Origin of the sequence: Methylobacterium sp. P1-11 (genome assembly GCF_008329595.1) — a bacterium.
GTDB lineage: Bacteria > Pseudomonadota > Alphaproteobacteria > Rhizobiales > Beijerinckiaceae > Methylobacterium.
This window is the reverse complement of the sequence record NZ_NPKS01000023.1, coordinates 26,269-39,455: the sequence shown is the minus strand read 5'-3', so window position 1 is coordinate 39,455 and position 13,187 is coordinate 26,269. Positions and strand designations below refer to the sequence as shown.

At 70.4% G+C, this 13,187-nt stretch carries 12 protein-coding genes; 6 read left to right on the top strand and 6 right to left on the bottom strand.

Annotation, left to right across the window (positions count from 1 at the left end):
* Together CIW48_RS21705 and CIW48_RS21700 are read left to right on the top strand one after the other, a co-directional pair.
* Positions 1-1,485: a M48 family metalloprotease gene (locus CIW48_RS21705; protein ID WP_149312623.1), complete on the top strand. Its 1,485-nt coding sequence runs from the start codon at positions 1-3 to the stop codon at positions 1,483-1,485.
* A gap of 73 nt (positions 1,486-1,558) precedes the next feature.
* Entirely contained in the window at positions 1,559-2,239 is a 681-nt protein-coding gene (locus tag CIW48_RS21700; protein ID WP_149312622.1) for a glutathione S-transferase family protein, read from the top strand.
* Positions 2,240-2,269: 30 nt separating this feature from the next.
* Here the strand turns inward: CIW48_RS21700 and CIW48_RS33405 are convergent, their stop codons facing one another.
* The 5 genes from CIW48_RS33405 to CIW48_RS21680 form a co-directional block, all read right to left on the bottom strand.
* The gene (locus CIW48_RS33405) at positions 2,270-2,425 is read right to left on the bottom strand and encodes a hypothetical protein (RefSeq protein ID WP_173009347.1); all 156 of its coding nucleotides are present in this window, start codon (positions 2,423-2,425) and stop codon (positions 2,270-2,272) included.
* Positions 2,426-2,500: 75 nt separating this feature from the next.
* Positions 2,501-2,938 (bottom strand): EamA family transporter, encoded by a 438-nt coding sequence (locus CIW48_RS21695; RefSeq protein ID WP_091785102.1) that lies wholly within the window; start codon positions 2,936-2,938, stop codon positions 2,501-2,503.
* A 183-nt stretch (positions 2,939-3,121) separates the two neighbouring features.
* Entirely contained in the window at positions 3,122-5,374 is a 2,253-nt protein-coding gene (locus CIW48_RS21690; RefSeq protein ID WP_149312621.1) for a xanthine dehydrogenase family protein molybdopterin-binding subunit, read from the bottom strand.
* An 8-nt stretch (positions 5,375-5,382) separates the two neighbouring features.
* Positions 5,383-6,390 (bottom strand): xanthine dehydrogenase family protein subunit M, encoded by a 1,008-nt coding sequence (locus CIW48_RS21685; protein ID WP_149312620.1) that lies wholly within the window; start codon positions 6,388-6,390, stop codon positions 5,383-5,385.
* A complete protein-coding gene (locus CIW48_RS21680) occupies positions 6,387-6,911 on the bottom strand; it encodes a (2Fe-2S)-binding protein (protein ID WP_149312619.1) in 525 nt (174 codons plus the stop codon). Before CIW48_RS21680 ends, CIW48_RS21685 begins: the two co-directional genes overlap by 4 nt.
* 241 nt (positions 6,912-7,152) lie before the next feature.
* Between CIW48_RS21680 and CIW48_RS21675 the strand changes: the two genes are divergently transcribed.
* Entirely contained in the window at positions 7,153-8,538 is a 1,386-nt protein-coding gene (locus CIW48_RS21675) for a M20/M25/M40 family metallo-hydrolase (protein ID WP_149312618.1), read from the top strand.
* Between the two features lie 22 nt (positions 8,539-8,560).
* Here the strand turns inward: CIW48_RS21675 and CIW48_RS21670 are convergent, their stop codons facing one another.
* Positions 8,561-9,274, bottom strand: coding sequence for a ParA family protein (locus tag CIW48_RS21670; RefSeq protein WP_149312617.1), 714 nt, complete (start codon positions 9,272-9,274; stop codon positions 8,561-8,563).
* Positions 9,275-9,560: 286 nt separating this feature from the next.
* On the opposite strand from CIW48_RS21670, the gene CIW48_RS21665 reads away from it, so the two are divergent.
* The 3 genes from CIW48_RS21665 to CIW48_RS21655 all read left to right on the top strand — a co-directional run bounded on the left by CIW48_RS21665 (position 9,561) and on the right by CIW48_RS21655 (position 13,177).
* Positions 9,561-10,721 carry an L-dopachrome tautomerase-related protein gene (locus CIW48_RS21665; protein WP_149312616.1) on the top strand — a complete coding sequence of 387 codons (1,161 nt, stop codon included), beginning with the start codon at positions 9,561-9,563 and terminating at the stop codon, positions 10,719-10,721.
* 6 nt (positions 10,722-10,727) lie between these two features.
* A complete protein-coding gene (locus CIW48_RS21660; RefSeq protein WP_149312615.1) occupies positions 10,728-11,171 on the top strand; it encodes an MEKHLA domain-containing protein in 444 nt (147 codons plus the stop codon).
* Between the two features lie 344 nt (positions 11,172-11,515).
* Positions 11,516-13,177, top strand: coding sequence for a methyl-accepting chemotaxis protein (locus tag CIW48_RS21655; RefSeq protein WP_149312614.1), 1,662 nt, complete (start codon positions 11,516-11,518; stop codon positions 13,175-13,177).
* Positions 13,178-13,187: the final 10 nt, after the last annotated feature.

The window sequence follows — 13,187 nt, the reverse complement described above, 5'->3', positions numbered from 1 at the left end:
ATGGGCGGGATCACGGGGCACATCATGTTGGGGCGGCTCCTCGGGTCGGGCCGCCTCCCGCTCGGTGCTGCGGCACTCGGCGGCTTGGCTCTGCTGCTCGGCGCGTGCGTCGCCGACCAGACCGAGGCGACCGTGCGGCAGGCCGTGGTGCGGGTGCCCGCGGAGGCGCCGCGCACCACCGGACGCGAGCGCGCCGCGGATGCCGACCACCTCAAGCTCGTGGCCTCCTTCGGGGGCGAGGCGCGGGCACCCAACGTCACGCGGATGCTCACCGAGGTGACCGACCGCCTCGTGAAGGCGAGCGACCGGCCCGACCAGGCCTATACGGTGACGCTCCTCGACTCGCCCGCGGTCAACGCCTTCGCTCTGCCGAACGGGCGGCTCTACGTGACCCGCGGCCTCGTCGCTCTGGCGAGCGATACCTCCGAGGTTGCGGCCGTGCTGGCGCACGAGATGGCCCACGTGACTCTCAACCACGCCACGGCCCGCAGCGAACTCGAGTTGCGCTCGGCGCTCGTCAGCCGCGTCGTGGCCGACGTTCTGAACGATCCCGATACCGGGGCGCAGCTGCAGCACCAGTCGCGCTTCGCGCTGGCCCGGTTCTCCCGCGAGCAGGAACTGGAGGCGGACGCCACCGGTGTGCGCACCCTCGCGAAGGCCGGCTACGATCCGTTCGCGGCCGGGCGCTTCCTCACCGCGCTCAACCGCTCGACGGGGTTGAAGGCCGGCAGCGCCACGCAACCCGACATGCTGGCGACTCATCCGGGCACCGCCGAACGCATCACCCAGGTCACCCGGGCGGCCCGCCGCATCGGCGCGCCGGGCATCGGCACCGACGACCGCGCCGGCTACCTCGCGGCGGTGGATGGCCTCGCCTATGGCGACAATCCGCGCGACGGCGCGGTGCGCGGGCACCGCTTCATCCATCCCGGCCTCGGCATCGCCTTCGAGGTGCCGGAGGGCTTCACGCTGGAGAATACCCGTGCGGCGGTGCTCGGGACGACCCAGGACGGTAGCCGGCGCCTGCTGTTCGACCAGATCGAGGCCAAGGACGGCCAGCCCCTCGACGCGGTGCTGAAGGCGAGCTGGAACGACGCCTTCGACCCGGCCGGCTTCGAGACCCGGGAGGTTGCCGGCCACCCGGCGGCCTTCGCGCTGTCGCGGGGGAAGGAGTGGACCTTCCGCCTCGCGGCGATCCGGATCGGCGATTCGACCTACCGGATGATCATGGCCGCCAAGGGCGCCATCGATCCCGATCCGGCTTTCCGCCGCTGGATCGCGACCCTCGTGCCGGCATCGCCGGACGAGACGGTCCTGCATTCCCTGCGGCTGCAGGTGGTTCAGGCGACCTCGACCAATGCCGAGGATCTCGCCCACCGCATGGCGGTGCCCGACCGGGCGCTCGACCGGTTCCTCCTCCTCAACGGGCTGGAACGGGGGGCGCAGCTGGTCCCGGGCCGCAGCTACAAGATCGTGGCGGAATAGCCGCCCTGCGCGGCTGCGCCTTGTGCCGATCGCGGCCCCGGGGATCCTTCCGGGGTCGTTCAGGGAGAGCGCCGTGATTCGGTTTTTCTACAATCTCAGCCCCAACCCCATGAAGGTCGCCCTCTGCCTCGAGGAGATGGGGCTGCCCTACGAGCCGGTACCGGTCGATACCCGCAAGGGCGCGCAGTTCGATCCCGCTTACACGGCGGTCAATCCGAACGGGAAGGTGCCGGCAATCGTCGACGGCGACGTGACCGTGTTCGATTCGAACGCGATCCTGCTGTATCTGGCGGGCAAGACCGGCCAGTTCCTGCCGGAGGGCGAGCCCGTCCGCGGCGAGATGCTGTCCTGGCTGATGTTCGTGGCCACCGGCATCGGGCCGTTTTCGGGCCAGTGCGTGCATTTCCGCCACTTCGCGCAGGACGGCGGCGCCTATGCCACCGAGCGCTACACCTTCGAGGCGCGCCGGCACTGGGGCATCCTCGACCAGCGCCTCGCCGACCGCGCCTACGTGCTCGGCGACACCTACACGATCGTCGATATGGCGGTCTGGGGCTGGGCGCGGATGGTGCCCTTCATCCTCGGCGAGGGCGCCTTCGCGGACCTGCCCAACGTCAAGCGCCACCTCGACGCGCTCAACGCCCGGCCGGCCGCGCAGGCCGCCGAGGCGCTGAAGGGCCGCCACGCCTTCAAGGCGGAGATGGATGAAGAGGCGCGGCGCTTCATGTTCCGCGCCGTCCAGAGCGCCGCCTGACGGGCCGCCGGATCGGACCGCTCCCTTGCCTCAGGGCGCGGGGGCGGTCACCGTGAGCATCGGCAGGGTGACGGAGAGCGTGCCGGCCGGCGGGCGCTCGGTGCCGAGCGTCAGGCAGGCGCCGAGTCCGAGACAGAGAGCGAGACCGAGAAGCGAGGTCTCGAAGCCGCGATAAACCCATTCCATGTCGGTCCCCTTTCGCGAGGCAACCGCAGGATGCACGCGTCGCGTTAAGGGATCGGTGCGCCAGCGCGCATGCCCTCACCAGCCGGACGCGACGAGGGCGGCCCCGGCGGCGATCAGGCCGACACCGATCCAGGCGGCGAGGCTGAGGGTCTCGCCGAGGAAGGTGGCGCCGAGGATCGCCACCAGCACGACGCTGAGCTTGTCGATCGGCGCGACCCGGGCGGCCTCACCCAGCGACAGCGCCCGGAAGTAGCAGAGCCACGATGCCCCGGTGGCGAGCCCCGACAGGATGAGGAAGACGAGGCTGCGGCCGGAGATCTGCGCGAGGCCGCCCGACTGACCGGAGCCGACGACGATCGCCCCGGCGAAGATCAGGATCACGGCGGTCCGCACCAGGGTCGCGACATCCGACTGGACGCCGGAGACGCCGACCTTCGCGAGAATCGCGGTGAGCGCCGCGAAGCCCGCGGCAGCGAACGCCCAGAAGCGCCAGGATTGCAGCAGGTGGCTCACCGGGACCTCGTGCTGTTACTGTTCCGGGCGCACGCTCGTCTTTGCGAGCGGAGCGAAGCAATCCACGAGCGCCCTACCGGCCGAAGGCGCGCTTCCCCGGGTCGCTTCGCTCCGCTCGCGATGACGGAGACGCACACGGCGAAGCCGCCGGGCCTTGGGCGTGGCGGCTCGCGGGGCGCGAAGTCAGAGCAGCTTGTCGGGGGTGATCGGCAGGTGGCGCACCCGCTTGCCGGTGGCGTGGAACACGGCATTCGTGATCGCCGCCGCGACGCCGACGATGCCGATCTCGCCAAGCCCCTTCACGCCCAGCGGGTTCGCCTTGTCCTCCTCGTCCACGAAGATCACGTCGATGTCGTAGATGTCGGCGTTCACCGGCACGTGGTACTCGCCGAGATTGTGGTTCATGAACCGGCCGATGCGGTGGTCGAGCATCGACTCCTCCTCCAGGGCCGAGCCGATCCCCATCACCACGCCGCCTAGGATCTGGCTGCGCGCGGTCTTCGGGTTCAGCACCTTGCCGGCCGCGATCGCCGAGACGACCCGGGTCACCCGGACTTGACCCAGCTCCTCGTCGACCTTCACCTCCGCGAATATCGCCGAGTGCGTGTAGGCCTCGTATTTCTGATTGAAGTCCTTGTCGGGCCCGGCCTCCTCGACCGCCTCGATCTTGTCGACGCCGGCCGCCTGCAGGACATCGACCATCGCGACGCTGCGGCCCGGGTCGCCCGCCACCGCGATGCGCCCGTCCGCGAACACCGCCCGGTCGAAATCGACATTGGCGAGCGGCGAGTTCTCCATGGCGCGGGCGAGCTTGAACACCTGCGCGCCGACGTTGCGGCAGGCCTTCATCACCGCGGTCCCCGAGGAGGCCGCGGTCCAGGACCCGCCCGCGACCGGAGCCTCGGGAAGGCGGGTGTCGCCGAGCTTGGTCGTCACCGCGTCCATCGGCAGGCCGAGGGTGTCGGCGGCGATCTGGGTGAGGATCGTGTAGGTACCGGTGCCGATATCGCCGGTGGAATTGCCCACCGTGAGGCGGCCGTCCGGCGTCAGGGTCGCGATGGCGCTCGACTGCATCATCATCGATTCCCAGATGCCGGTGGCCACGCCCCAGCCGACCAGCTCCCGTCCCTCGCGGGTGGAGCGGGGCTCGGGGTTGCGCGTCGACCAGCCGAAGCGCTCGGCGCCGAGCTCGAAGCAGCGCCGCAGCTCCTTCGAGCCGAAGGGCTTGCCCTCGGCGGTGGCGTCGGATTCGGCGTAGTTCTTCAGCCGCAGGGCGATCGGGTCGAGCTTGGTCGCGTAGGCGAGCTCGTCCATGGCGGTCTCGATGGCGAAGACGCCGGTGACCGCGCCGGGGGCACGCATGTCGCCCGGGGTCGGCGTGTCGAGCTTCACCAGCCGGTAGCCCAGGGCGACGTTGTCGCAACGGTAGAGGACGCCCGACCAGTTGACGACGACCTCTTGGTAATCCTCGTACTGCGAGGTCCCCTGGACAGCGTCGTGCCGCAGAGCCGTCAGGGTCCCGTCCGGCGCGGCGCCCAGCGCGATCGTCTGCAGCGCCTCGGACCGGTAGGTGAAGCTCCACATCTGGTCGCGGGCCAGGGTCACCCGCACCGAGCGCTTCAGCTCCTGCGCGGCCAGCATCGCCAGGAACAGCTGGTATTGCGGGCGCAGGCCCGAGCCGAAGCCGCCGCCGAGATAGGGGTTGAGCACCCGCACCTGATCGGGCTTCAGGCCGAACACGTTGGTCAGATACTGATGGCTGTTCGAGACGCCCTGGATCTTGTCGTAGACCGTGTAGGTCCCGTCCTCCTCCACCACCACCGTGGAGGCGTGCGGCTCCATCGGATTGTGGTGCTCGTCGGCGAGGCTGTATTCGCCCTGCACGCGGATTGCCGCGCCGCCGAAGGCCGCGTCGGCGTCGCCCCAGGGCTCCGGCGGCGGCTTGATGCCCTGGCGGTTGTAGGGCGGGTCGTAGGCAGTGCCGCGCAAGGCCCTCAGATCGGTGCCCGGCTCCTGGGTCTCGTAGCTGACCCGGACCAGGGAGGCAGCGTAGCGCGCGGTCTCGAAATCCGCCGCCACCACCAGGGCAACCGGCTGGCCGCTGAACACGATCAGGTCGTCGTAGAGGGCGCGGAACGGCGAGCCGGGGGGCGCCACCTGATCCTGGAAGTTCTTGTCCCGCCACGCAGTGCGCGGCCGGTTCTCGTGGGTGAGCACCTTCAGGACTCCCGGCACCGCCTCGGCCTCGGCGGAGTCGATGGCGGTGATCCGGCCCTTGGCGATCGAACTCGACACGACATAGCCGTAGGCGAGATCGGGGGCGGCGAACTCGCCCGCGTATTTGGCGAGGCCGGTGACCTTGGCGGGTCCGTCGATGCGGCTGCGCGGGGTGCCGACAAAGGTGTCGCGGCCGGTGGAGCTGAAGGTCTGGGTCATGGCAGGACCTACTGGATGCGCTTGTCGCTGAGCGACTGGGGCGTGCCGGCGGCGGCCTGTTCGAGGCCGCGCACGATGGCCCGCCGGGCGAGATCGATCTTGAAGCCGTTCGTCGCCTGGGGCTTCGCCTCGGCGACGATGAGGTCGGCCGCCGCCTGGAAGGTTTCGCGAGCCGCGGGCTTGCCCTCCAGAAGGGCCTCGGCCTCGCGGTTGCGCCAGGGCTTGTGGGCGACGCCGCCGAGCGCGAGACGGGCGGTCTTCACCGTGTCGCCGTCGAGTTCGAGGGCCGCCGCCACCGAGACCAGCGCGAAGGCGTAGGACAGCCGGTCGCGCAGCTTCAGGTAGGTGAAGTGCTGCGGGAAGCGGCTCTCCGGCAGGTCGACCGAGACGATGATCTCGCCGGGGGCGAGGTTGGTATCCTGCTCCGGCGTGTCGCCCGGCAGGCGGTGGAACTCCGAGAACGGGATCGAGCGGTCGCCCTGCGGCCCGCTCACCTGCACTTTCGCCTCCAGGGCGGCGAGCGCGATGCACATGTCGGAGGGGTGGGTGGCGATGCAATGCTCGCTCGTGCCGAAGATCGCGTGGATGCGGGTCATCCCGCCGATCGCCGAGCATCCGGAGCCGGGCTCCCGCTTGTTGCAGGGCGTGGCCACGTCGTAGAAATAGTAGCAGCGGGTCCGCTGCAGCAGGTTGCCGCCCGTGGAGGCCGCGTTGCGCAGCTGCGCCGAGGCGCCGGCCAGGATGGCGTTGCGCAGCAGCGGGTAGCGCGCCGCGACCCGGTCGTCGTAGGCAACCTTGGCGTTGGTGGCGAGCGCGCCGATCCGCAGGCCGTCGGCATGGTCCTCGATCTGGTCGAGGGGCAACCGGGTGATGTCGATCAGCCGGCCGGGCTTCTCGACCTCGTACTTCATCAGGTCGATCAGGTTGGTGCCGCCGGCGATGAAGCGCGCCCCGGCCCTGAAGGCCTGCACCGCCTCCGCCACCGTGCCGGCGCGGACGTAATCAAAGCGGTTCATCGGGCGCCTCCCTGCATGACGTCCTCGATGGCGTCGACGATGTTGGTGTAGGCGCCGCAGCGGCAGATGTTGCCGCTCATCGCCTCGCGGATCTCATCGCGGGTGTGGGCGTGGCCCTCGTTCATCAGACCGACTGAGGAGCAGAGCTGGCCCGGCGTGCAGTAGCCGCACTGGAAGGCGTCGTGCTCGATGAAGGCCGCCTGGATCGGGTGGAGGGCGTTGCTACCGGTCCGGTCGCCGAGGCCGGCGAGGCCCTCGACCGTGGTGATCTCGGCCCCGTCCTTCATCACCGCGAGCGTCAGGCAGGAATTGACCCGGGTCCCGTTCACCAGGACCGTGCAGGCGCCGCACTGGCCGTGGTCGCAGCCCTTCTTGGTGCCGGTGAGGTCGAGCCGCTCGCGCAGCAGGTCGAGCAGCGTGGTCCACGGGGCGACCTGGAGTTCGCGCTGCTGCCCGTTGATCGTGAGCGTGATGCCGATGGGCGTGTCCGCCGAAACCGGCGGCTGTGTCTCGAGGCGCATGGTGTCGTCCACGGTCTGGGCCGGCCGGGGCCGGACGGGAAGCAGAGGGAGCGGCGACGGGGGCGGCGCGCGGGTGCCGGCCGGCCATTCGGTCGATAACAATTCCAATCTGTCCCTGTTCCGCTTGGGGCCTCCCGCAGCCCTCCGGCACCCCGGCGCCGCAGATCGGACATTGCCGCGCCGGCCGCGCCTCGGGTAACGCTCGTCCCCGCAGAGTCCACGCCGCACCCCGGAGCCCCCGATGGCCGCGCTCGACGCGATCCTCAACGACATCGACACGGATCTGGAGAACGCCCTGGAGCGGCTGTTCGCCTTCCTGCGGATCCCGTCGATCTCCACCGATCCGGCCTATGCCAGGCATTGCCGCGAGGCCGCCGCCTGGCTCGCCCAGGACCTGACCGCTCTGGGCTTCGAGACCTCCGTGGAGGAGACCTCGCTCCACCCGGTCGTGCTGGCCCACCGGCCGAAGCCCGGGGCGCCGCACGTCCTGTTCTACGGCCATTACGACGTGCAGCCGGTCGATCCGCTCGACCTGTGGAAGACGCCACCGTTCGAGCCGCACATCGCCGACGACGGGCAAGGTGGCAAGAAGATCGTCGGGCGCGGCGCCTCCGACGACAAGGGTCAGGTGATGACCTTCGTGGAGGCCTGCCGGGCCTATATCGCCATGCACGGCGAGCTGCCCTGCGGCGTCACGATCCTGATCGAGGGCGCCGAGGAGAGCGGCTCGCAGGGCCTGCCCGAATGGGTCGCGGCCAACCGCGACCGGCTCGGCTGCGACGTGGTGCTGGTCTGCGACACCGGCATGTGGGACCGGAAGACCCCGGCCATCACCTCGTCGCTGCGCGGCCTCGCCTATTTCGAGGTGAAAGTCACCTGCGCCGACCGCGATCTGCATTCGGGCTTCTTCGGCGGCGCCGCCCGCAACCCGATCCACGTCCTGTCGAAGATCATCGCCGACCTGCACGACGCCGACGGGCGGGTGACGATCCCGGGCTTCTACGAGGGCGTGCACGAGCGCCCGCCCGAGGTTCTGGAGCAGTGGCGCGGCCTCGGCCTGACGCCCGAGACGCTGCTGGGCCCGATCGGTCTCAAGGAGCCCGCGGGCGAGCGCGGCCGGATGCCGATCGAGCTGGTGCAGTCGCGCCCCTCCTGCGACGCCAACGGCATCATCGGCGGCTACACCGGCGAGGGCACCAAGACGGTGATCGCCTCCACCGCCTCCGCCAAGGTCTCGTTCCGCCTCGTGGACGACCAGGATCCGAAGCTCCTGGCCGAGCGGTTCGAGGCCTTCGTGCGGGCGCGCGTGCCGGCGGATTGCACGGTCGAGGTCATCACCTACAAGGGCTCGCGGGCGATCAGCCTGCCCTTCGACATGCCCCAGCTCGGGGCCGCCAAGGCGGCGCTGCAGGACGAGTGGGGCGTGCCGGCGGTGACCGTCGGGGCGGGCGGCTCGATCCCGATCGTCGGCGATTTCAAGCGGATCCTGGGGCGCGACACCCTGCTGATCGGCTTCGGCCTCGACGACGACCGCATCCACTCGCCCAACGAGAAGTACGACCTGACGAGCTTCCACAAGGGCACGCGCTCCTGGGCGCGGATCCTGGCGGCCCTCGGCCAAGGCTGATCTCGGCCAAGGCTGATCTCGGTCAGGGCTGATTTCGGCGGGCGGGGGCCGCCCGCATCTTCCCGTCGATCCAGGCCCAGAGTGACCGGACTTCCTCGGCAGCCTGGCTGCCGGGGGCGAATTCAGTGACGCCCAGGCCAGTTGCCAGGGCATCCTGGTGGTCGACCCGGTGGATGATGCCGGGCTCGGCCAGGACGCCCAGGGCCCGCAATTGCGCCGCGTAGGCGCTGGTGCGCGGCGAGGGCGGCGGCGGGCATTGGTTCAGCACCAGGGCCAGCCGCTCCCGCAGGCCGAGGCCGACGAGGGCCTGGAGCGTCGGCCGGGCAGCCACGATGTCGAGCCGGGAGGGACGGACCGGCATCAGGACGAAATCGGCATCCTTCAGGGCGGGCGCGAGGCCGGACGCGCTGCCGGCGGTGTCGAGGACGGCGAGCGTCGTGCCCTGATCGGCGAGGATGCCGAGGATCTCCGAGAGCTGGCCCATCTCCCAGGGCTGGACCCGGTCGACCGCCACCGATTCGCTGGTTCGCAGGGCGCCCCAGCCGGCCAGGGAGCCCTGCGGGTCGAGATCGAGCGCCGTCACGTGCTCGCCGGCCTCCGCGGCGGCGACAGCCAGGGAGGCCGCCAGGGTGGTCTTGCCCGTCCCGCCCTTCTGCACCGCCAGGGCGAGGACCCGCAGCGGCCCGGCGTTCCGAAGCGCGGTCTCCGGCACCGTTTCGGATCCTTCGGGATCCATGAATGTCTCACCTCTCCATAGCGCGAGCCCGGGGAGCGGCCCGTGCGGCGCCGAATCGAAGCCCTGCACGCCCGTGCTTAGCGTGATGCTGCGGGCCGGGGCCAGCGCTGCGCGCCCAGGCCTGTGGACCGCCCATAGGCGGCTTCCGATCGACGGACGCGCCAGATACGGGCCGCGACCCCGCAATGCGGGATCGTGCGTCGGACCTGCGCGTTGGGCCGGCATCCCCACAGGTTGAGCGGCGCGCCCAGGCTCGCGCCCCGACGATCGCCGCGACAGGATCCCCATGCGCCTCGACCGCCGCCGCCTGCTCGGAACGGGTCTCGTGGCCCTCGCCGCCCCCGCGGCGCGCGCCGCGACGCCGCCGCCGCCAACGAGCCGTCCGGTGGGGACGCTGGAACTGGCGATCGGCGCGGACGCGCCCTCGACCCCCACGGGCCTCGCCATCGCGCGGGGCGGGCGGATCTTCGTGATGATGCCGCGCTTCACCGGCGCGGAGGCGATTACCCTCGGCGAGGTGCTGCCCGACGGATCGGTGAAGCCCTACCCGGACGCGACGACCAACCGCCCGGATCCGCAGGCGCCGCAGACATCGCTGTTCCACGTCCCCAACGGCGTCTTCGACCGCGACGACACCCTCTGGGTGCTGGATGCCGGGCTGCCGGAGGGCAAGGGCCGGCCGGTGCCGGGCGGCGCCAAGATCCTGGCGATCGATATCGGCCGGAACAGCATCCGCCGGGCGATTCCTCTGGATGCGGGCGTGGTGCCGGATTCCTCGCTGAACGACCTGCGGGTCGATGTGCGTGACGGGCGGGCGCTGGCCTACGTCACCGACCAGGGCCAGGCGGGCGCGGGTGCGATCCTGGTGGTCGACCTCGACACCGGGCAGGTGCTGCGGCGCCTCGCGGACCATGCCAGCACGCGGTCGGAGGAGGGCTTGGTCAAGTTCGTGGAGCGGCGCCCCGTAATGGAGCGGAAGGGCGACGCGCCGGAGAAGAGCCCCAAGGGCGGCGCCAACGGCATCGCGATCAGCCCGGACGGCAGCCGCCTGTACTACGCGCCGCTGATGAGCCGGCGCCTCTACGCGGTCGAGACCGCGGCCCTGCGCGACCCGGACGTCCCGGACGCGGCCGTGGCGGCCGCGGTCCGGGACCTCGGCGAGAAGGGCATGACCGGCGGGCTGACCACCGATTCCAGGGACCGGATCTACCTCAGCTTGCAGGAGCACAACGCGGTCGGCCGGCGCCTGCCCGATGGCACCGTGGAGGTGCTGGCGGCGGATGATCGACTGGTCTGGGCCGACACCTTCTGGATCACCCCGGACAGATGGCTCTATATCTCGGCCGCCCAGGTCAACCGGCGGCCGGAATTCAACCGCGGCCGGGACCTGCAGCAGCCGCCCTACGCGATCCTGCGCATGCGCATCGACGCGGACCCAGTCCTGTAGCGGATCATGACGAATCTCTCGCACGACCCGGACTTCTTCGCCCTGCTCACCGGCAGCTACGCGCGGCGGCTCGGCGAAGCGCTGGTGCCGGCCGCTGCGGATGCGGACTGGCTCTACGCACAGGCCCCCTTCGCGGTCCTCGCCCATGACGGCGGCGCGGATCCGCGCTTCGTCTACGCCAACCGGACCGCCCAGGCCTGCTTCGGCTACGCGTGGGACGAACTCGTCGGCTTGCCTTCGCGGCTCTCGGCTGAAGCGCCCGAGCGGGCCGAACGACAGCGGCTCCTCGACGCGGTCACCCGGGACGGATTCAGCCGCGGCTATCGCGGCCTGCGGATCGCCAAGGACGGACGGCGGTTCTGGATCGATCAGGCGGTGGTCTGGCAGCTCGACCGGCACGGCACGACGGTGGGACAGGCCGCGACCTTCTCGGAGTGGCGGGACGCGTGAGCGATCAACCCCTCGCGTGGGGCCGATGACACGTACGGCCGTCCGCCCGTGAACCTCGGCGATCACGGACCATGGCGGGCTCCGCGACTGAAATCGTTGCAGGACATCACTCGCCTGCGGTTGATGTTTTTCCAAAAAAACGACTTGAGGTAGAATTAAGAGATCTGGTCGACGCTGCGATCACATTAGCTCGACATTTGACGCTGATATGGAAATTCGCTGCCATGCTCGACTGAACTTTAATCATCATGGCCCATCTCGGGGCAAAGTCCGATATATCCGCATGGACGCCGCTGGCGCTTGCGGGCTCGGAAGCCACCGCCCCGAGAGGCCACCCGACCACGATGACCATCAAACTGAGGCTGCTCGCACTCCTGGCCGTCATGGGCCTGCTCCTGCTCGGCTGCGCGACCATGGGCAATCTCGCGCTTCATTGGAGCCATCAGAGCTTCAAGACCGTGTTCGACGATCGCGTGATCTGTCTCCGGCAGTTCAGCATCATTCGCGACGCCTATGACGACCTGATCGACGTCTCGCGCCTGCTGCGCAGCAAGCAGATCGAACCGGTTCGGGCCAAGGAGAAGATCGAGCGGGATCTGTCGAACCTGCACGCGGAATGGTCGGCCTATCTGGCGACCTACCTGACCCCGGAGGAAGAAATCCTCGCCAAGGACCTAAAGGGGCGGATCGACCGGAATGACGCGATCGCCGCCGAGATCCTCAAGCGTCTCGCCGCCGGTGCCGCTTCGGATTTCGAGACGCCGCATGCGGATCTGCTGAAGAACATGCAGGCCACAACCGCGACGCTGAGCAACCTGACCACGTTGCAGGTCCGTGAAGCCGAGACGGAGTTCCATCGCTCCGAGACGACCGCGGGCTGGTCGCGTCTCGCGCTGCTCGCCGCCCTCGTCCTCGCGGCGCTCAGCATCGCCTACGGCGTCTACACGATCGTCGTGCAGGTCATCCGGCCGCTGGGCGGCATGACGGCGACGATGAGCCGCCTCGCCACCGGCGAGCTCGAGGCGCCCGTCACGGGGGCGGCGCGCGGGGACGAGATCGGCGGGATGGCCCGGGCCGTCGAGGTCTTCAAGGCAGCGATGATCGCCAAGCGGGACGCGGATGCCGCAGCCGCGATCGAGAATGCCGCGAAGATGCGGCGTGCCCAGGTACTGGACGATGCGACGCGCGCCTTCCAGACCCAGGTCACGCAGCTCACGCACAGCCTGTCCTCGGCGGCCACCGAGATGGAGGCGACCGCCCAGACGATGAGCCGCACGGCCGATCAGACGGCGGGGCAGTCCATGAACGTCGCCTCGGCCGCCGAGCAGACCTCCGCCAACGTCCAGACCGTGGCGGCGGCGAGCGAGGAGATGGCAGCCTCCATCGGCGAGATCGCCCAGCAGGTCGCCCGCTCCACCGCGATGGCCGAGCGGGCCGCCGCGGATGCCGCCCAGTCGAGCACGATCGTGCGCGGGCTGGCCGAGGGCGCCGAGAAGATCGGCGCGGTGGTCGGCCTGATTTCCGGGATCGCCGCGCAGACGAACCTGCTGGCCCTCAACGCCACGATCGAGGCCGCCCGCGCGGGCGAGGCGGGGCGCGGCTTCGCCGTCGTCGCCGGCGAGGTCAAGGAACTGGCCTCGCAGACGGCGCGGGCAACGGAAACCATCTCGGCTCAGGTCACCGCCATCCAGGGCGAGACACGCGAGGCCGTCGCGGCCATCCAGTCGATCGGCGCGACCATCACCGAACTGCGCGAGATCGCCGCCAGCGTCGCCGCCGCCATGGAGGAACAGGGCGCGGCGACCCAGGAGATCGTCCGCAACGTCACGCAGGCTGCCCAGGGCACCCAATCGGTCACCGCCAGCATCGGCGGCGTCACGCGGGCCGCCAGCGAGACCGGTGCCGCCTCGTCGCAGGTCCTCACCGCCGCCTCCGAGCTGTCGCGCCAGTCGGAGCAGCTCGGTTCCGAGGTGTCCGGCTTCCTCGCCACGGTCCGGGCGGCCTGACGTCCCTCCG